18 protein-coding genes and 2 tRNA genes are annotated in these 18,122 nt (G+C 57.5%); 11 read left to right on the top strand and 9 right to left on the bottom strand.

Translation table 11 applies throughout. The annotated features are described in order from the left end of the window. Positions 1-8: 8 nt before the first annotated feature. A complete protein-coding gene (locus tag QIT27_RS15095) occupies positions 9-920 on the bottom strand; it encodes a GGDEF domain-containing protein (RefSeq protein WP_285264273.1) in 912 nt (303 codons plus the stop codon). 241 nt (positions 921-1,161) lie between these two features. Here QIT27_RS15095 and cobA point away from each other — a divergent pair, with 241 nt between their 5' ends. The 4 genes from cobA (at position 1,162) to dcd (ending at position 4,828) form a co-directional block, all read left to right on the top strand. Beyond that, positions 1,162-2,022: a uroporphyrinogen-III C-methyltransferase gene (gene cobA / locus QIT27_RS15090; protein WP_290441499.1), complete on the top strand. Its 861-nt coding sequence runs from the start codon at positions 1,162-1,164 to the stop codon at positions 2,020-2,022. A gap of 149 nt (positions 2,023-2,171) precedes the next feature. Further along, complete coding sequence (locus QIT27_RS15085) at positions 2,172-3,305, top strand: coiled-coil domain-containing protein (RefSeq protein WP_285264272.1); 1,134 nt, start codon at positions 2,172-2,174, stop codon at positions 3,303-3,305. 144 nt (positions 3,306-3,449) lie between these two features. Beyond that, positions 3,450-4,250, top strand: a complete 801-nt coding sequence (gene apbC / locus QIT27_RS15080; protein ID WP_253018831.1) for an iron-sulfur cluster carrier protein ApbC — start codon at positions 3,450-3,452, stop codon at positions 4,248-4,250. An 11-nt stretch (positions 4,251-4,261) separates the two neighbouring features. Next, positions 4,262-4,828, top strand: a complete 567-nt coding sequence (gene dcd, locus QIT27_RS15075) for a dCTP deaminase (protein ID WP_044628317.1) — start codon at positions 4,262-4,264, stop codon at positions 4,826-4,828. 77 nt (positions 4,829-4,905) lie between these two features. Here the strand turns inward: dcd and purN are convergent, their stop codons facing one another. Together purN and purM are read right to left on the bottom strand one after the other, a co-directional pair. Continuing rightward, positions 4,906-5,649 carry a phosphoribosylglycinamide formyltransferase gene (purN, locus tag QIT27_RS15070; protein ID WP_253018830.1) on the bottom strand — a complete coding sequence of 248 codons (744 nt, stop codon included), beginning with the start codon at positions 5,647-5,649 and terminating at the stop codon, positions 4,906-4,908. Then, on the bottom strand, positions 5,646-6,725 hold the full coding sequence (gene purM / locus QIT27_RS15065; protein WP_253018829.1) for a phosphoribosylformylglycinamidine cyclo-ligase: 1,080 nt from the start codon (positions 6,723-6,725) through the stop codon (positions 5,646-5,648). Before purM ends, purN begins: the two co-directional genes overlap by 4 nt. 199 nt (positions 6,726-6,924) lie before the next feature. Here purM and QIT27_RS15060 point away from each other — a divergent pair, with 199 nt between their 5' ends. Further along, positions 6,925-8,037: an AI-2E family transporter gene (locus tag QIT27_RS15060; protein WP_159341970.1), complete on the top strand. Its 1,113-nt coding sequence runs from the start codon at positions 6,925-6,927 to the stop codon at positions 8,035-8,037. Further along, entirely contained in the window at positions 8,034-8,738 is a 705-nt protein-coding gene (gene hda / locus QIT27_RS15055) for a DnaA regulatory inactivator Hda (protein WP_159341971.1), read from the top strand. Before QIT27_RS15060 ends, hda begins: the two co-directional genes overlap by 4 nt. 67 nt (positions 8,739-8,805) lie before the next feature. Here hda and QIT27_RS15050 read toward each other — a convergent pair whose 3' ends face one another. After that, positions 8,806-9,180, bottom strand: a complete 375-nt coding sequence (locus QIT27_RS15050) for a phasin family protein (RefSeq protein WP_159343734.1) — start codon at positions 9,178-9,180, stop codon at positions 8,806-8,808. A 324-nt stretch (positions 9,181-9,504) separates the two neighbouring features. Between QIT27_RS15050 and QIT27_RS15045 the strand changes: the two genes are divergently transcribed. Further along, positions 9,505-10,881, top strand: coding sequence for a class II fumarate hydratase (locus QIT27_RS15045; protein ID WP_285264271.1), 1,377 nt, complete (start codon positions 9,505-9,507; stop codon positions 10,879-10,881). Between the two features lie 29 nt (positions 10,882-10,910). Here QIT27_RS15045 and QIT27_RS15040 read toward each other — a convergent pair whose 3' ends face one another. Next, positions 10,911-11,981, bottom strand: a complete 1,071-nt coding sequence (locus tag QIT27_RS15040; protein ID WP_285264270.1) for an endonuclease/exonuclease/phosphatase family protein — start codon at positions 11,979-11,981, stop codon at positions 10,911-10,913. Positions 11,982-12,160: 179 nt separating this feature from the next. Here QIT27_RS15040 and QIT27_RS15035 point away from each other — a divergent pair. Together QIT27_RS15035 and QIT27_RS15030 are read left to right on the top strand one after the other, a co-directional pair. Then, a tRNA-Val gene (locus tag QIT27_RS15035) sits at positions 12,161-12,237 on the top strand. Positions 12,238-12,258: 21 nt separating this feature from the next. Beyond that, positions 12,259-12,335, top strand: a tRNA-Val gene (locus QIT27_RS15030). A 53-nt stretch (positions 12,336-12,388) separates the two neighbouring features. On the opposite strand, the gene msrC is transcribed toward QIT27_RS15030, so the two are convergent. The 4 genes from msrC to QIT27_RS15010 form a co-directional block, all read right to left on the bottom strand. Further along, complete coding sequence (gene msrC, locus QIT27_RS15025) at positions 12,389-12,859, bottom strand: free L-methionine (R)-S-oxide reductase MsrC (protein ID WP_253018825.1); 471 nt, start codon at positions 12,857-12,859, stop codon at positions 12,389-12,391. A gap of 72 nt (positions 12,860-12,931) precedes the next feature. Further along, positions 12,932-13,726: a MetQ/NlpA family ABC transporter substrate-binding protein gene (locus QIT27_RS15020; protein WP_054640841.1), complete on the bottom strand. Its 795-nt coding sequence runs from the start codon at positions 13,724-13,726 to the stop codon at positions 12,932-12,934. Positions 13,727-13,839: 113 nt separating this feature from the next. Next, positions 13,840-14,493 (bottom strand): methionine ABC transporter permease, encoded by a 654-nt coding sequence (locus tag QIT27_RS15015; protein WP_159341975.1) that lies wholly within the window; start codon positions 14,491-14,493, stop codon positions 13,840-13,842. Then, entirely contained in the window at positions 14,474-15,517 is a 1,044-nt protein-coding gene (locus tag QIT27_RS15010) for a methionine ABC transporter ATP-binding protein (protein WP_159341976.1), read from the bottom strand. The genes QIT27_RS15015 and QIT27_RS15010 overlap by 20 nt, the downstream gene beginning before the upstream one ends. A 459-nt stretch (positions 15,518-15,976) precedes the next feature. Between QIT27_RS15010 and QIT27_RS15005 the strand changes: the two genes are divergently transcribed. After that, positions 15,977-16,606, top strand: coding sequence for a riboflavin synthase subunit alpha (locus QIT27_RS15005; RefSeq protein ID WP_159341977.1), 630 nt, complete (start codon positions 15,977-15,979; stop codon positions 16,604-16,606). Between the two features lie 204 nt (positions 16,607-16,810). Beyond that, entirely contained in the window at positions 16,811-18,109 is a 1,299-nt protein-coding gene (locus QIT27_RS15000; protein ID WP_159341978.1) for an NCS2 family permease, read from the top strand. Positions 18,110-18,122: the final 13 nt, after the last annotated feature.

Genomic DNA, 18,122 nt, shown 5'->3' with positions numbered 1-18,122 from the left:
TCCTCTCTTCAGGGTAGAAGGCATACGCAGTCGCGACCAACCTCTTTGGCGCTGTAGAGCGCGCGATCGGCCCGCTCGATGAGACTCACCAGCGGTTCACCCAAGCGGTACTCCGCCACGCCGATACTCAGCGTGACACTGCCCTGGCCGATACCGAAATCGTGCTCGGCGATGGTCTGACGTAAGCGGTCGGCAAGCTTATGGCATTGCTGTAGCGAAGTGAGCGGCAGCACTACCATAAACTCTTCGCCTCCTAGCCGGGCAATCATGTCTTCGCAGCGCAGCAGCGACTGCGCCAGGGTGGCCAGCTGTTTGAGCACGCTATCCCCTTGTAAATGTCCCCAGCGGTCGTTGAGCTGTTTGAAATGGTCGATATCGATCATCATGATCGACAGCGGCGTGCCGTGGCGAGTGCTCATCGAACTCAGATGGTTGAGCTGACCCATCAGCTTGCGCCGGTTAGGCAGGTTGGTGAGCGGGTCGGTGTCGCACAGTTTGCGAAGCCGCTGCTCCTCGATGACCTGATCGGTAATGTCCATCATCAGCCCATTCCAACGTACCCCGAATTCGATGGGTTCCGGGTTGGCGCTCACCGCAATCCAGTGTGGCTTCTCTTTAGGAAAGGGCAGCCGAAAGCGCGTGTTGAGCGGCAGCATCCAGCGCGCAGAGCGCTCGATGGCCGACATCACCTTAGGGTGGTCGTGACCGGTGAGTTGTTCTAGCAGTAGGCTGGCATCTTCGGCGAGCTGCTGCCTATCTACGTACGCTAACGCCATGCCGCCACCCTCAAGATAGGGAAAGTTCATATGGCCGCTATGGGAGCGGTAGAACTGAAAAATGACCCCAGGAATACGGGGTACGAGACTATCGGCACTGGCGGGTATGCCGATAGAAGGTGCGGGTAGGTCATTCACGGGCATGCGTGAATCTCCGGTTTTATGCCTGTTGTAAGTTAGCCGTGAAGATTAGCGGTAAAAGCGTAAACAATATGTAAGCTTTTGCTGACAATTTTGCGGTTTTTAATACTTTTTGGTCATTAAAAATCTGTTGTATATTCCATTTTATCAGATGTACCGCGAAAATGGTCGATTGTGTAAAGAGTGGCCGTTTTCATTCTTTTCTGAACTATCATTAGACTTGAATTTCCCATGGGTGGTGGCTTTGGATACGCAACGATCACACACGGTTCATGCCGACGCGGGCGTGCCAGAGGAGCCTCAAGCGCCGCTTGGGCGTGTCAGCTTGATTGGCGCAGGCCCTGGCGACCCCGATCTGTTGACGCTGAAGGCTTACAAGCGACTCATCAACGCCGAAGTGGTGCTGTACGACCGCCTGGTGAGCGATGAAATTTTGGCACTGTTACCGGCTAAGACCGAGCGCTATTACGTGGGCAAGGCACGCTCTTCCCATAGCGTACCGCAGGAGGAGATCAACCAATCGCTGGTGACTTGGGCTCAGCAGGGTAAGCAGGTCATTCGCCTCAAAGGAGGTGACCCGTTCATCTTCGGACGTGGGGGGGAGGAGCTCGAAACACTGGTGGCGGCGGGTGTGCCTGTCGAAGTGATTCCCGGCATTACGGCGGCGTCTGGCTGTGCTGCTTATGCGGGCATTCCGCTGACCCACCGAGATCATGCGCAGTCGGTACGCTTCGTGACGGGGCATTTACAAGACGGGGAATTTTCGCTGGATTGGGCGACGCTGGCGCAGCCGGGGCAAACGCTGGTGTTTTATATGGGGTTGAGCAATTTGGCCTCCATTTGCGATGCTTTAATGGCCCATGGCATGACGCCCTCGACGCCGCTGGCGCTGATCGAGCAAGGCACGACACAGCAGCAGCAAACTCACGTAGGAACCCTGCACTCACTGCCCGATAGCGCTCATCGCGGCGATATCAAGCCGCCTGCGCTGTTGATCATCGGTAGCGTGGTCTCTCTTCATCAGACGCTATCGTGGTTCGAGTGCGACCGTGGCACATCGGCAGGGTTCTCGCCGGGAAAACATGCTTGGTTGACGCGGGACTAGGCGAGGGGAGCGCTTTGTCGGGTGGCGTTATGACCTGCGCTGTGTATGCTAGTAACGAACAGATTCATAAAGCGACGACCTGATCACCATCGTGCTACTTGTCACTAACGCTGCTGATGTCAGCAGCCCAGCGAAAAGAGGGACGCAGCATGTCAGAAGCTAACCACTCCGATTCGAACACGCCTGCCCACAAGCCGGACATGAAAACGCTCTTTCAGGATAACCGCGTGAAGGGTATCGCCGGGATCGCGGCGATTGCCGTGATATGGGCCATCATGGCGCAATCCAACTCAGGCACGCATCAAGAACGCGTCGAGACCTTGGAAGGTCAGCTGGCCAGTGTCGAGCAAGAGAACGCTGAATTGAGCCAGCGGCTTTCGGAAGTTGAGCAGGCGGAAGCTGACCTGACCGCGATGCGCGATGAAATGGCCTCTTTAGAGCAGCAGCAAGCGGACGCCACGGCTAACCTCGAGTCGGCGCAGGAAGATGTCAGCAGTGTCGAAGCGCAGCTGGAAGAGCTAACGAGCCAGCGTGACAGTTTGCAGCAAGACATCACGGCGCTGGAAGAGCAGCTGGCAAGCGCCGAGGGTGACCTGCAGACGCTACGCGAAGAGCGTGATCAGGTCGTCAGTGAGCGTGACGAGGCCCAAGCTTCTCTGCAGCAAGTAGAAGAAGCGCGTCAAAGCGCAGAAGAGGCGCGCCAGCAGGCCGAGTCCGCGCGTCAGGAAGCAGAAGAGCAGCGCCAACAAGCCGTGGAAGCGCTAGGTACCGCAGAGACCGAGCTCGGTGAGATAGAGCGCCAGGTCAGCGAGGCCAACGAGCGATTGGCCTCACTCGAGGAGGAGATCTCTGCTCAGGAGAGCGAGCTGCAATCCCTCCAGGAAGAGCGCGACAGCGTGATGAGCGAGCGTGATTCGCTGCAGTCCGAGGTGGATTCGCTGACGCAGCTACGTGAAGAGGAGCAGCAGAGCCTAGAGCAGGTGCGCACCGAAATGGACGACCTGATGGTGGCCCTGGACATTGGCCGCGATGAAGTGGCGAAAGTCGAAAACGACATCGAAGCACGGCAAGAGCAGCTCGCCCGGTTGGAAACGCAGCTAAGCGAGTGGCGCGACGAGCTGTCGACGCTCGATGAGCGCCTGCATGTCGAGAATCCTGCTTCGGGTGACGTGCCTGACCTCACGGGGGAGCAGCAGAATCAGCAAGAAAATGCGGATGCTGACAGTGGCGAAGAAGGTGAAGACGCCCAAGCGGACGAGACGAGCCAGCAGAGCAGCAACTAATCGGAGACCAGCCGTCTTTGCGTGCTGAGCTCGAGCGGATGTGGTGTTCCCACATCCGCTTTTTCTTTGCTGGTTTAGAAATAGGGCGCTGAGGAGTATCATTCACGCCATGTTCACAATCGATAACCCACGGGAGTGCCATTGATGGATGGTGTAAAGCATATTGTGGCAGTGGCATCCGGCAAGGGTGGCGTTGGTAAATCCACCGTAACCGTTAATTTGGCGCTGGCGCTATCTGCCCAGGGCTACCGCGTTGGCGTGTTGGATGCCGATATTTATGGCCCGAGCCAGGCACAAATGCTGGGTGTGGAAGAAGGCGTCCGTCCTCAGGCGGCGGCAGACAATAAGTTTCTGCCGCTGGAGGCCCACGGCATTCAAGCTATGTCGATGGCGTTCATGGTCAACACCCGCGACGCGATGGTGTGGCGTGGACCGATGGTGGTGGGAGCGTTCCAGCAGATGCTGACTCAAACCCAGTGGGATGACCTGGACTTTCTGCTGATCGATATGCCGCCGGGCACGGGGGACATCCAGCTGACGTTGGCGCAGAAGGTGCCGGTATCCGGTGCGGTGATCGTCACGACGCCGCAGGACATTGCGCTGCTGGATGCCCGCAAAGGCATCGAGATGTTCCGCAAAGTCAACGTGCCGGTGCTGGGCGTGGTAGAGAACATGAGCCTCTACCACTGTGAGAAGTGCGGCCATGAAGCCGCGATTTTCGGGACGGGCGGCGGTGATCGTATTGCACAAGAGTATGACACCCAGGTGCTGGGCCGTCTGCCGCTTACGCTGTCGATTCGCGAGCTGGCCGATTCTGGACGCCCCAGTGTCGTGTCCGAGCCAGAGAGCGCGGTCAGCCGCACCTTCGCCGAGATTGCCAGCCAGGTCGCGCAGTCCGTCAGCGCTAGCCACAGTGGCGGCCCTACGATTTCTTTTAGCGAGTGATGAAGTAACCGATGAGCATTAAATCAGACAAATGGATTCGCCGGATGGCGCAGAGCGATGCCATGATCGAGCCTTTCGAGGCAGAGCAGGTGCGCTATGTGAACGATCAGCGGGTCATCTCCTACGGCACGTCCAGCTACGGCTACGACGTGCGCTGTGCCGACGAGTTCAAGGTATTTACCAATATCCACTCGGCCATCGTGGACCCTAAAGCGTTCGACGATAAAAGTTTCGTGGATGTGAAAGGCGATGTTTGTATCATCCCGCCGAACTCGTTTGCGCTGGCGCGGACGGTGGAGTATTTCCGCATCCCGCGTAACGTACTGACCATTTGTCTGGGTAAATCCACCTACGCACGCTGCGGTATCATCGTCAACGTGACGCCGTTGGAGCCTGAGTGGGAAGGGCACGTGACGCTGGAGTTCTCCAACACCACCAACTTGCCTGCGAAAATCTATGCCCATGAAGGCGTCGCCCAGATGCTTTTCCTGGAATCCGACGAGGTGTGCGAGACCTCCTATAAAGATCGTGGGGGCAAGTACATGGGGCAACGTGGCGTAACGCTGCCGCGCACCTGAGACGTTGCTTCGCTCGTGCTACAAAAAAGCCTTGCCGCATCACTGCGGCAAGGCTTTTTAACGCCGGTATTAGCAAGTTAGGCGTCGTCGATCTCTTCATCCAGCTCTTCGGCGGCATCCGCGTGAGAAAGGCGCATGCCGTATGGTGGAAGCGGGTGGCCGTCCATCGTGGCGCCCTCGGCCGCGTACTGCAGGCGTCCTTCTAGAAACCACTGTACTGCAATCGGGAAGATCAGATGCTCGCGGGCGTGAACCTTCTCTTTTAGTGTCTCCACCGTGTCATCTGCACTCACCTGAAGCTCCGCTTGCAGCACCACGGGGCCACCATCCAGCTCTTCGGTGACGAAGTGCACGCTGCAGCCGTGATGCGAAGCACCGTCGGCCAGCGCACGGGCATGAGTGTTCAAGCCTTGGTACGCGGGCAGTAGCGAAGGGTGGATGTTGAGCATCCGCCCCAGGAAGCGCTGCACGAAGCGCGGGGTGAGAATTCGCATGAAGCCTGCGAGTACGATCACATCCGGCTCGTGTCGCTCGATGACTTTGATCAGCGCGCCGTCGTAGGCGTCGCGGCTATCGTACTCGCGGTGAGGGAGAACCACCGCTTCGATGCCGGCTTCATGAGCCCGCTTCAAACCATAGGCGTCGGGTTCGTTGGAGATGACCGCGACAATCTCGCCGCCCAGACGATCATGCTGCTGGGCGTCGATGAGCGCTTGGAGGTTGCTGCCACTGCCAGAGATCAGTACCACCACGCGGCGGGCGCCCATGGGTTCAGGCGTCATGCCGTTGAGGGTATCGCTGCTGTAGTCGGTATTGCTCATGCTTGTGAGCTCGCTTCGCCGTGGTCGAGGACGACGGCCTCTTCCTGGCGTTGAACGATCTGGCCGATCTGGTAAACGGTCTCGCCTTGGGCTTCCAGATGTGCTTTGGCGTTCGCGGCCTGAGTGGCGGGCACGACCACGACCATACCAATGCCGCAGTTCAGCACGCGATGCATCTCGGTCTCGTTGACGTTACCTTTCGCCTGTAGCCAGTTGAACACTTCCGGGCGCTGCCAACTGGTCAAGTCGATACGGGCTGCCAGCGTGTCTGGCAGTACGCGGGGAATGTTTTCCAGCAAGCCGCCGCCAGTAATGTGGGAAAGCGCATGAACCGGGATATCGGTGCCGCGCATCATCGATAGCAGTGACTTCACGTAAATACGCGTGGGAGCCATCAGTGCGTCACCCAACGGCTGGCCATCGACGCTCTCCTCCAAGGACGCATTGCTGACTTCCAGAATTTTGCGGATCAGTGAATAGCCGTTGGAGTGCGGACCAGAAGACGCCAGGCCTAACAGCACGTCGCCTTCGGCGACCTTGCTGCCGTCGAGAATCTCGGACTTCTCCACAACGCCCACGCAGAAGCCAGCCAAATCATAGTCGCTGCCTTCGTACATGCCGGGCATTTCAGCGGTTTCGCCACCGACCAGCGCACAGCCCGCCAGCTCGCAGCCTGTGCCGATACCGGTCACGACGTCGGCGGCAATGTCGACATCCAGCTTGCCCGTGGCGTAGTAATCGAGAAAGAGCAGCGGCTCGGCACCGGCCACGATCAGGTCATTCACGCACATGGCTACCAGGTCGATGCCGATAGTGTCATGCTTGCCAAGGTCCATGGCCAGACGCAACTTGGTGCCGACACCGTCGGTACCTGAGACGAGAACCGGCTGTTTGTAGCCTGCGGGCAGCTCGCACAGCGCGCCGAAACCGCCAAGGCCACCCATCACTTCAGGGCGTGACGTGCGCTTGGCAACGTGCTTGATACGATCGACAAGAGCGTTGCCGGCATCGATATCGACACCTGCGTCTTTATAGCTGAGAGAGGGCGTAGCCTGGGAGGGAGAAGTCTCGGTCATGACAGGTCCTGTGAAGCCTATGCAATGCTGCAATGCGATTGTGCTGGCAAGTAGCCAGTGCCGGAGCAATAACGGGGTGCGATTGTATCACCCAGCGACGTAAGTCGCATCGATGTGACGCGTTATCAGGTGCGTGGCGGCCAACTTTTGTTACTATTCAAGCACTACCGCTGACCGTATATCCAGGAAGGAGCAGGGAATGAGACATTCATGGTGGGGAATCGCGCTGGTCGTTGCGCTGGTGGGAACGGTGTATTTTCTTGATGCCGTGCTAATGCCCTTCATTGCAGGGTTGATTTTGGCCTACCTCGCGGACCCGCTAACCGACTATTTTCAGCGTCTGGGCATGCGGCGCACCTGGGCGGTCAGCAGCGTGTTCTTGGTGTTGATGTTCGTGCTGGCGCTGAGCCTGCTGATTCTCATTCCCCTCGTGGTACAGCAGATCAAGCAACTGGGAGAGGCCCTGCCGGGCGTGCTCAACTGGGTAGAAAGTGTACTGGCTCCCCAGGTTCAGGAGTGGACCGGTTATGACCTTGCCACAGAGCTTGGCAACGTTCGCGAAACCTTGATCGAAAACTGGCGGGACGCGGGTAGTTACGTAGCGCAGGCTCTGGGCCAGATTGGTCGCTCGGGCATGGCGTTCGTCTCTTGGGTGACGTATGTCGCGCTCATTCCCGTAGTGACGTTCTATTTGCTGCTGGACTGGGATCGTATGCTCGACAACCTGGGAAACTTGGTGCCGCGCCAGTGGGCAGACGATACGTTTCGCCTAGCGCGCCGCTGCGATGAAGTGTTGGCGTCGTTTTTACGCGGCCAGCTGCTCGTCATGCTGTGCTTGGGCATCATTTATGCCGCAGGGTTGACACTGCTAGGCCTCAATTTTGGCCTGCTGATCGGCGCGCTCTCGGGGCTGGTCAGCATCGTGCCGTTTTTAGGCTTCATTGTCGGGCTAGTGATCGCGTTGGTGGTGGCACTGTTCCAGTTCGATACGTGGTGGGCGCTGTTAGGCGTTGTGGCTGTTTTTGGTTTGGGACAGGTGGCGGAGAGCGTCGTACTGCAACCCAAGCTATTAGGCGATAAGATTGGCTTGCATCCGGTGGCGGTCATCTTTGCGGTGCTCGCGGGCGGGCATCTTTTTGGCCTCACGGGCGTGCTATTGGCGCTACCGGCCGCAGCGGTGATCATGGTGCTGCTACGTGAAGTGAAAGACCGATATAAAAATAGTGCGCTCTACGACGCACACTTAGAAACCCCAGAAGCGCATACTCCGGATGATGCACGGGGTCGCGACGACAAAAGGGAGTCATCATGAGCCGATTACCGGCACAGCTGCCGCTTGGGGTGGGGCTGCGCGACGATGCCACGTTCGATAACTACTATGCGTCCCGTGCGAATGCGTCGTTGGTCGATCACCTCAGTCATCAGCTTACGCCTGGCTCAGAGCCGTTTCTTTACGTATGGGGCGCCCCGGGTAGTGGGCGCAGCCATTTATTGCAAGCGGCCTGCCATGCGGCTTCCGACCAAGACAAGCGGGCCCTCTATTTGCCGCTTGCAGATCTTGGTCACTTTCCGCCACTCATGTTGGAAGATATCGAGCGGCTCGATCTGGTGGCCATCGATGACCTGGAGTACGTCATTGGACGCAAGCGCTGGGAAGAGGCGCTATTTCATGCCTTCAACCGTTTGCGAGATGAGGGCAAAGCGCTGCTGATTGCGGCCAACAAACCGCCGCGCCATTTGCAGGTGGTACTGCCGGACTTGGCGTCACGGTTGGCCTGGGGCGTGACGTTCCATCTTCACCCGATGGACGATAATGACCGATTGGCTGCACTGAAGCTGCGTGCCAATGTGCGTGGCATGCAGCTGCCGGATGACGTGGGGCGCTATATCATGCACCGCGGGCCGCGGGAGCTGGGTGAACTTTGCCGCGCCTTGGAAACGTTGGATCAAGCGTCGCTATCAGCAAAGCGAAAACTAACGATTCCCTTCGTCAAGTCGGCGCTCAATTGGTAAAACGCCCCTGCCAGTCAACTGGCAAGGGCGTTGGAAGACGGCTCTATTGCGCGATCTATCAGGTGCGTTAGGCGGTCTTGCTCATCTTGGTGGCAGCGGCTTGTGCCTGCTTCACGTTCTCTTCAGTCAGCTTTTGACTCTTCTGCAGGAAGTCCTGCTGTAACGACACGACTTTGTCTGCATCGCCTTTGACACGCTCTGCCAACTCTTTCGCCACTTTTTGCTGGCCTTCCATGTAGCTGCGGAGGCCGTCGGCATCTTTGACGCTCATCAGCTGGCGCATTTGCGCAATGCCGGTATCGACATAGGCTTTGTTCGCGTCTAACTGAGCGTTCATCAGTTTTTCGGAGTAATCGATGCTCAAGCTCATGTAGGCGCGGGCCGGTGCCATGAACAGATTATCGAACTGCTGGGTCATTTCGTTGGTGTTAAACGTACGCATCATCAACACTCCTGTGCCATTTGCTAAGGTCGTGGGCTGCTAAGCTGCGCCCAGGACGGTTCGTTAATCAGCGTCGGCGAGTCAAGGAATGCACCGTCACTGATGAGATATCTTGCATTGCAGCATAGCAAGCGCTTTTGTGCAGTGCAACATTGCTGGCAAATAAACCTAGTCTAGCGTTTGTGTCAATGGTGCAACGCACGGGGTTGGCAAAGCACGGGTTTACCAAAGAGAGTGGGGCCGCTAGGCTGAATTATAGAGAGAATCGTTATCAAGCAGCGGAGAGGGAATGCCCTCCCGCCGATGAATCACCAGGAGGGTAGTATGGAAACGCGTATTGAGCGGGATAGCATGGGGGAGTTGGAGGTGCCTGCCACGGCGCTCTACGGCGCACAGACCCAGCGTGCCATCAACAACTTTCCCGTATCGGGCACGCCTATGCCGGTGGCGTTCGTTCATGCGGTTGCTCGTATCAAGCTGGCAGCGGCGCGCAGTAATCATCAGTTAGGGTTATTGGATGCCGAGCGTGCCCAGGCGATCGAAAAAGCCGCACAAGCGGTGATCGATGGCCAGCACGACGAGCACTTTCCTATCGATGTTTTTCAGACGGGGTCGGGCACGTCCACCAATATGAACGTGAACGAGGTGTTGGCGACGCTGGCCAGCCGTGAGGGCGTTGACGTCACACCCAACGATCACGTCAATATGGGGCAATCCAGTAACGATGTAATCCCCACGGCGATCCACCTCTCCGCCGCCATTGCCGTGCATGAGTCGCTACGCCCGGCGCTAATCGAGCTCAAGGCAACGATTGATCGCCGTGCCAGTGAGCTTAGCCATATCGTCAAAACCGGCCGTACCCACTTGATGGACGCCATGCCGCTCCGTATGGACCAAGAGCTAGGCGCGTGGTCCAGTCAGGTGGGGCAAGCCATCGAACGATTCGACAGTGCCATGACGCGGCTATGCCGCCTCGCCCAAGGCGGTACCGCCGTGGGCACAGGCATCAATGCGCCGCCAGAGTTTGCCGACTTGATGGCCAACGATCTAAGCCAGCAAACGGGCCTCTCCTTTGCGCCTAACGACAGCTTCTTTGCTAGCTTGGCGTCGCAGGATGCCGCGGTAGAACTATCTGGTCAGTTGAAGGGGTTGGCATGTGTCGTCATGAAGATTGCCAACGACCTGCGCTGGATGAACTCGGGCCCGCTGGCGGGGTTGGGGGAAATCGAACTGGAGGCGCTGCAGCCGGGCAGCTCGATCATGCCGGGTAAGGTCAATCCCGTCATCCCCGAGTCGGCGGCGCAAGCGGCCGCTCAAGTGATTGGCTTGGATGCTGCCATCACGGTGGCCGGGCAAAGCGGCAATTTCCAGCTCAATGTCATGTTGCCCCTCGTGGCCTCGAACCTGCTCACCTCAATCACTTTGATGAGCAGTACCGCCAAGCTGCTGGGCGAGCGTGCCATCGCCACCTTCAAAGTCCGTGAAGACAATCTGCAAGGCCCGCTAGCGCGCAATCCTATTCTCGTCACCGCACTCAATAGCGTGATTGGCTACAACGCCGCCGCCGCGATTGCCAAAAAGGCCTACCAAGCAGGCCGACCAATCATCGATGTGGCGGAAGAAGAGACCGAGCTGGACCGAGCGACCTTGGAGCGGCTGCTCGATCCCACGGTATTGACGAAGGGCGGCGTCCCAGAGTAACGGGGCGCCTCGATGCACGGGCAAAATGGCTACGTTTCTTGACGTTCCGTTTTGCCTTTTTGAATGGTTTCGCTGGCTTCTTGGCGCTCCTCTCGGCTCGCCTCTGGGTTGTCGTGCTCATCTTGACGGGAGGGGCGATAGCAGAGCGTCGCGAGGATCGGGAAGTGGTCGGAGCCGAAGGCGTCCAGGCGTTGCATGCTGTCCAGCGTAAAGTGTTCGCTCACGAATACGTGATCCAGTGGCCAGCGCAGAAACGGATAATTTGCATGAAACGTACTAAACATACCGCGCCCGCGGCGAGGGTCGAGCATGCCGCTGATACGGCAAAATCGACGCGTGGTGCGTGACCAGGCGACATCGTTGAGGTCACCTGCGACGAGCGTGGCCGATGGGTTTTGATGTATCTCTTTACCCACCAAGAGCAGTTCGGCGTCTCGCCATAGCGATTTTTCGCTTTCACTGGGAGCCGGGGGGCGAGGGTGCAGCGCGTGTAGGCGAATATTGTCGCCGCTTGCCAGAGTGACATAGGTGTGGATGGAGGGAATGTCATCCTGGATCAACCATTTTACTTCCGTCTCACTGAGCGTAAGTCGAGAGTACAGATGCATGCCGTAGAGGTTATCGAGTGGGATTTTTACATTGTGCGGCCAGCGGTCCGCAAGGGCCTGATCGAGCTGATCTTGCCACCACTGGTCGGACTCTAACGTGATCACGATGTCGGGCTGGTGCTGCTCTATCATGGCCAGCAGCGTGTCTGCCTTGCGGTTGGGGGTAAGTACGTTGGCAATCAGCAGCGTGATTTTTTGGTCGTCTGGCGCGTCGTGAGACGATTGCACTTGTACGGGCCACAGCCGTGTCCAGGGAAGAACGTAGCGCAGCTGAAGTATGCAGGTGAGTAGCGCAAGCCCTATCGTCGCTGTTTGCCATCCGCTGGGTTCCAAAAGCAGTATGCCAACGGCGGCGCAGAGCCCCGCAAGTACCGCAATTTGCAGGCGGGGAAACTCAAAACTGCGTACCCACCACCAGCGGAGTCTTACCCGCGCGATGAGCGTTGATAGTAATAACAAACCGGCGACGCATCCCAGCAAAGGCCCTAGCAAAATTTACCTCCTTATCCGCAAGCGATTATGATTAATCTATGTGCAGCTTAGCCGTTAGCTTTGATAAGTGTCGATGTAATTTGCGGTAGCGGGCAGAGGAAGGCGCTAATGTAGCGGAAGACGCAAAAATGACTTGCAATTCAGCCATGAAGCCGTAGAATACGCATCCGTTGCACAGCAGGACCATAGCTCAGTTGGTTAGAGCGCCACGTTGACATCGTGGAGGTCGGCGGTTCAAATCCGCCTGGTCCTACCAAGTTTGTTGGTGTACATGTTTAGGACCATAGCTCAGTTGGTTAGAGCGCCACGTTGACATCGTGGAGGTCGGCGGTTCAAATCCGCCTGGTCCTACCAGATTCTAAAAAGCCCCGCTCATTGAGCGGGGCTTTTTGTTGTTTAATGCGCCATCAAACGAAGCGGGGAAGGTCTGTTTGCCGCACGAAAGTGGCCACCAGCGCCTCGATGCCAGCCTGGTCTGCTTGGCTAAAGCGCGCGTGCTGGGGGCTGTCGATATCCAGAACGCCCCATACGAAACCGTCGTGTACGATGGGGACGACCAGCTCGGAACGTGAATCGGCGTCGCAAGCGATGTGGTCAGCCACCGCGTGAACGTCATCGACCCGTTGCGTTGCCTGTTCACGGGCCGCAGCCCCACAAACGCCTTTGCTAAAAGGGATGGGGTGGCAGGCGGGTTTGCCCTGGAATGGCCCAAGGCACAGTAGCTGCGGTTCGCGCTGCAAATAAAAGCCAACCCAGTTCAGCGCTTCTAGCGTTTGCTGAATGAAGGCGCAGGTTTGGGCGCTGTTGGTCAGCCAGTCGCGTGTGTCTAGCAAGGCCTCTAGCTGGCGGTTGAGCAGGGTGTAATCGGTGGTCGACATACCATCTCCTTGGTGAAACGCATCAGGCCAGCCTTTCGGCTGGCCTGATAATGAATGACGAACGGATGAGAGTTACTCGTCGGTCCAGCCCGGTACCGCCGCGCCTTTGAACAGCTCGTCGGCTTTCTCGATCACTTCGTCACGCTGATAAGCGTCGACCAACTGGCGAATCTCTTCGCGATCTTCATCGCCACCGCGAACTGCGATCAGGTTGACGTAGGGAGACTCAGGGCCTTCCTTGATCAGCGCATCGTCCAGGCTCAGGCCAGCCGGTTGGGCGAAAGTGTTGTTGATGAAGGCCATGTCTACGTCAGGCAGTACGCGGGGCAGCTGCGCCGCTTCGATTTCACGGAAGCGGAAGCCGCGCGGGTTTTCTGCGATATCGATCGGCGTGGCTTCCAGGAACGTCGGATCGTTGAGCGTGATCAGGCCTTCGTTGTGCATCAGAATCAGCGCACGCCCTTCGTTGGAAGGGTCGTTGGGCAGGGCGATTTGTGCGCCGTCCGGCAGCTCATCAATGCTATCGTACTTCTCAGAATACGCGCCGATGGGGTAAACGAAGGTGTAGCCAGCAATGGCGAAGTCGTAGCCACGGTCATTGACCATCGCCTGCATATAGGGCTCGTGCTGGTAGGCGTTGGCATCCAAGCTGCCATCGGCCAGCGCTGCGTTCGGTGTGACGTAGTCGGTGAACTCAATGATTTCGACGTTCAGGTCGTACTCTTCTTTGGCAATGCGCGCGGCCACTTCCATGACTTCGGTTTCGGGGCCGGCGACGGTGCCCATTTTGATGGTACGGGTTTCCGCATTGGCCACGTTGATGGCCAGAGCCAGTGCGGTCAGGCTGCCGATAATGACTTTTTGCATGGCGTTACTCCAGTGTCGTTGTGCATCGTGTTGCAATGATGCGGGAATAAGAAGCGCAAGTCTAATGCGTTTTTGTTATATTTAGCTATGCCCATAACAAAGGCTGGCTATGACTATTTGCGGTCGCTTTTGCGCACCAAGTAGTCGCCCAGGCTTTGAAACCCCTGTACCAGTACGACCAGGATCACCACGGTGATCAGCATGATCGTGGGGTTGAAGCGGTTGTAGCCGTAGCGAATACCCAGGTCGCCCAGTCCGCCACCGCCTACGGCGCCCGCCATGGCCGAATAGCTCACTAGGGTGACGAGCGTAATGGTGAGGCCCGTAATGATGCCGCCGCGCGCTTCAGGAATCAGCACCTTGGTAATGATTTGCCAGGGTGTCGCCCCCATGGATTGTGCAGATTCGATCAGCCCTGGCGAGATCTCGTTCAGCGCGCCCTCGATAAGGCGTGCCACGAATGGAATCGCAGCAATTGTCAGCGGGACCGATGCAGCGTTGATGCCGATGGAGGTCCCGACCAGCATGCGGGTGAAGGGGATAATGGCGACCATCAAAATGATGAACGGAATCGAACGCCCGATATTGGTGATGATGCCCAGTGCCTGGTTGAGGACGGGCATCGCCATGATTTGCCGCGGGCGGGTCACGTAAAGCATCACGCCCAGGGGGAGTCCCAGTAGGGTGGCGATCACGCCCGACACGGCCACCATATAAAGGGTATCCAGCGTGGCCTGTAAAATGAGATCAAACATTGCGCTGGACATGACCAAGTACCTCCACCTGTAGTTGATGCGCTTCTAGATAGGACATGGCTTGCTGGGTTTGCTCGTGGCTGCCCAGCAGCTCGGCAATCATCAGGCCCAGCGTGCGGTCTTGAATGGACTCGACTTTGGCTTGCAGGATGCTGACATCCACGCTGCACTCTCGCGCTAGACGAGAGATGAGCGGCGTGGAGACGGCGTCGCCCGAAAACGTCAGGCGCACCACCGGGTGCGTATGTTCACTGGGGCTCTCTTGCAGACGCTCCAGTAGCTCTTTCGGGGGGCTGAGCTGTAAGAAGTCGTTCAAAAAGTCGCGGCCAAGCTGCGTTGCGGGCGCGGTAAAGAAGTCGCCCACTTCCGCGTCTTCCACCAGCTTGCCGTCAGAAATCAAGCTGACCCGATGGCAGATCGATTTCACTACTTCCATTTCATGGGTTATGAGCAAGATGGTAATGCCCAATTGGTGGTTGATGTCCCGCAGCAGCTCAAGGATCGAGCTGGTCGTCTGTGGGTCCAGTGCCGAGGTCGCTTCGTCGCATAGCAGCACGTTGGGTTTGCTGGCAAGGGCGCGGGCAATGGCGACACGCTGTTTCTGGCCGCCGGAGAGCTGAGCGGGATACTGCTTCGCTTTATCGGCGAGGCCGACCATCTCTAGCAGTGGCAGTACGCGGTTTTTGATCGCGCTGCGCTTCTCACCCATGAGTTCCAGGGGGAGGGCGACATTGTCAAAAACGGTCCGCGTGGTAAGCAGGTTGAAGTGTTGAAAAATCATGCCGATACGGTGACGAGCTTGGTTGAGCTCGTTGCGGCCAAGCTCGGTCATTTCCTGCCCGTCCACAACGACGCTGCCGCTCGTAGGGCGCTCGAGCAGATTGACGCAACGGATGAGCGTGGATTTGCCCGCGCCTGAGAGGCCGATGACCCCGTGGATGGTGCCTTTGGGGATCGTTAAATTGACATTTTGAAGGGCGTGAACGGCACTGTCGCCGTTGCCATAGGTTTTACTAACGTTGCTAAGTTCAATCATAGCGTCTGCCTTAATGGTAGGCCGAAGACGGAGTGCGAGGGGGCAAGCGTAGGGCGGGGAACAAAAAAAGGCCACCCTTGCGGGTGGCCATCAACGCTGGACACACCCTTTTAGCTGCACTTCACCCCGCCAAAGGCCAGGTGGACGCCCGCAATCTGGGTACAAATCGGCGTCATTACATTTGCGGCGAAAGTCTAAAGAGCGGCCAGGGTGTTGTCAACGAAAACCGTTCTATTTCATGTTTTTAAGTTGTTAAACAGGGTGATTTACTTTTTAAGTGTTTTTATTTGGTGGTTATTGCTGTTGGCGGCGGGTTTGGCTGGGTGTTGGTAGCAAAAAACCATGATCGATCACGCGGGGTTGCCGACTGGCTGCACAAGGTTGGGTCATTAGTAGTAAGCTTGCGCAAGTTTTTATGGCCTACGCCACCCTGTTCACCTGTTTTGAAAGGAAGGGATCATGTTTACGGGTATCGTTCAAGGTACTGCTGAGGTTGTCGAAGTGCGCGAGCTAGAGGAGTTCCGCACGCATGTGGTGGCCTTGCCAGAGAGTCTGCGTAGCGGACTGGAGATAGGCGCGTCCGTCGCGCATAACGGTGTGTGCTTGACGGTGACGGCCATCGAGGGCGAGCGTGTCAGTTTCGACCTGATGCGAGAAACGCTCCGGCTGACCAATCTTGGTGCAATTACGCCAGGGCAATGCGTCAACATAGAGCGTGCGGCCCGCTTCGGGGACGAGATCGGTGGGCACTCCATGTCCGGTCACATCATTTGTATGGCGCAGGTAGTCGCCATCGAGGAGGCGCCCAATAATCGCCGTCTCTGGTTCGCGCTACCCGAAAAAGCCGCCAAGTTCGTATTTGAAAAAGGCTACATTGGCGTTGATGGGATTAGTCTCACCGTGGGTGACGTGCGTCCTTCGGCGGATGGGGCAGGGGCCGAGTTCAGTGTTAACCTGATTCCCGAGACGCTGTCCCGTACGGTATTGGGTAGTCGCTTAATGGGCGACTGGGTCAATATCGAGATCGATCCGCAAACACAGGTCATTGTGGAGACGGTAGAGCGGGTGTTGGCGAGCCGGTCCATGTAGCCATGTGACGGTATCGTTTTGGGTTTTTGTTGACCGATCGGTTAGCTGATGGCCTAAAGTTTGCTAAACAGTAGGTGAGGGGACATGCCCTCGATCAACGGCTGCACGTGAGGCACTCGCATCACGCGGTGCCTTTCGGTAGTATGTGCGGCTTTTCTCGCACCAAGGGACGCATTCGGCGTAAGCGCGAAGGATAAAAACTACATGAAATTTCTGGACAACTACTTCAAGCTCACAGAGCAGAAGACCAACGTCAAGACGGAAGTGATCGCTGGGGTCACGACGTTCTTAACCATGGCCTACATCATCTTCGTCAATCCGAGCATCCTCTCGGAAGCGGGAATGGATTACGGCGCTGTCTTTGTTGCCACCTGCGTGGCTGCGGCCATTGGCTGTTTCGTCATGGGGCTATGGGCGAACTACCCTATTGCACAAGCACCCGGCATGGGGCTGAACGCCTTCTTTACCTATGGCGTCGTGCTGGGCATGGGCTATACCTGGGAAGCGGCGCTAGGGGCCGTCTTCTTCTCCGGTTTGACGTTTTTCTTGCTGAGTATTTTCAAAATCCGCGAATGGATCATCAACTCCATTCCGCTTTCGCTACGTTTGGGTATTGCTGCGGGGATCGGCCTGTTTCTGGCGATGATTGCTTTAAAAAACGCAGGCATCGTGGTCGCTAACCCGGCAACGTTCGTCTCTCTTGGAGACTTGTCCGAGCCAGCTCCTCTTTATGCACTGCTGGGCTTCTTCGTGATCACGGCCTTGGCCTACCTGCGCGTGACTGGCGCAGTCATGATCGGCATTATCGGGGTGACCGTCTTGGCCATGGTGCTGGGGCATAACCAGTACGGTGGCATCATGTCCATGCCGCCCTCCATTGCGCCAACTTTTATGGCCATGGATCTGATGGGCGCGCTGGACGTGGCCATGCTCAGCGTCATCTTCGCCTTCCTGTTCGTCGACCTGTTCGATACGTCCGGCACGCTGGTAGGGGTGGCCCACCGAGGCAAGCTGCTGGACGAAGATGGCAAGCTGCCGCGCATCGGTCGCGCCATGATGGCCGATAGTACGGCGTCGATGGCCGGTGCCGCGCTGGGTACCTCCACCACCACCAGCTATATTGAATCCACGGCGGGCATCGTTTCCGGTGGGCGCACGGGGCTGACGGCAGTCGTGGTTGGTGTGCTGTTCTTGATCAGCCTGTTTTTCGCGCCGCTGGCAGGCTCTATCCCTGCCTATGCGACCGCCGGTGCACTTCTCTATGTCGCTGTATTGATGGCGGGAAGTTTGGCGCATGCGAATTGGGAAGATCCCACCGACGCTGCCCCGGTCCTCATTGCGGCGATCGCCATGCCGCTGACTTTCTCCATTGCGGAAGGTATCGCCCTGGGCTTCATCAGCTACGTTGCGATCAAAACGCTGTCGGGCCGCTTTGCGGACCTCAACCCGGCGGTAGTGGTGTTAGCGCTGCTATTTGCAGCAAAGTTTCTATTCATGGGTTAACCACCCAATCTTC

Source organism: Halomonas sp. LC1, from assembly GCF_030247125.1.
In the GTDB taxonomy this organism is placed as follows: Bacteria; Pseudomonadota; Gammaproteobacteria; order Pseudomonadales; family Halomonadaceae; genus Vreelandella.
The sequence above is the reverse complement of the archived record's forward strand: the minus strand, read 5'-3'. Positions and strand labels throughout refer to the sequence as shown.

Coding starts and splice junctions, on each gene's coding strand:
- QIT27_RS15095 (WP_285264273.1), bottom strand. CDS start 920: ATGCCCGTGAATGACCTACCCGCACCTTCTATCGGCATACCCGCCAGT.
- QIT27_RS15085 (WP_285264272.1), top strand. CDS start 2,172: ATGTCAGAAGCTAACCACTCCGATTCGAACACGCCTGCCCACAAGCCG.
- apbC (WP_253018831.1), top strand. CDS start 3,450: ATGGATGGTGTAAAGCATATTGTGGCAGTGGCATCCGGCAAGGGTGGC.
- dcd (WP_044628317.1), top strand. CDS start 4,262: ATGAGCATTAAATCAGACAAATGGATTCGCCGGATGGCGCAGAGCGAT.
- purN (WP_253018830.1), bottom strand. CDS start 5,649: ATGAGCAATACCGACTACAGCAGCGATACCCTCAACGGCATGACGCCT.
- purM (WP_253018829.1), bottom strand. CDS start 6,725: ATGACCGAGACTTCTCCCTCCCAGGCTACGCCCTCTCTCAGCTATAAA.
- QIT27_RS15060 (WP_159341970.1), top strand. CDS start 6,925: ATGAGACATTCATGGTGGGGAATCGCGCTGGTCGTTGCGCTGGTGGGA.
- hda (WP_159341971.1), top strand. CDS start 8,034: ATGAGCCGATTACCGGCACAGCTGCCGCTTGGGGTGGGGCTGCGCGAC.
- QIT27_RS15050 (WP_159343734.1), bottom strand. CDS start 9,180: ATGCGTACGTTTAACACCAACGAAATGACCCAGCAGTTCGATAATCTG.
- QIT27_RS15045 (WP_285264271.1), top strand. CDS start 9,505: ATGGAAACGCGTATTGAGCGGGATAGCATGGGGGAGTTGGAGGTGCCT.
- msrC (WP_253018825.1), bottom strand. CDS start 12,859: ATGTCGACCACCGATTACACCCTGCTCAACCGCCAGCTAGAGGCCTTG.
- QIT27_RS15020 (WP_054640841.1), bottom strand. CDS start 13,726: ATGCAAAAAGTCATTATCGGCAGCCTGACCGCACTGGCTCTGGCCATC.
- QIT27_RS15015 (WP_159341975.1), bottom strand. CDS start 14,493: ATGTCCAGCGCAATGTTTGATCTCATTTTACAGGCCACGCTGGATACC.
- QIT27_RS15010 (WP_159341976.1), bottom strand. CDS start 15,517: ATGATTGAACTTAGCAACGTTAGTAAAACCTATGGCAACGGCGACAGT.
- QIT27_RS15005 (WP_159341977.1), top strand. CDS start 15,977: ATGTTTACGGGTATCGTTCAAGGTACTGCTGAGGTTGTCGAAGTGCGC.
- QIT27_RS15000 (WP_159341978.1), top strand. CDS start 16,811: ATGAAATTTCTGGACAACTACTTCAAGCTCACAGAGCAGAAGACCAAC.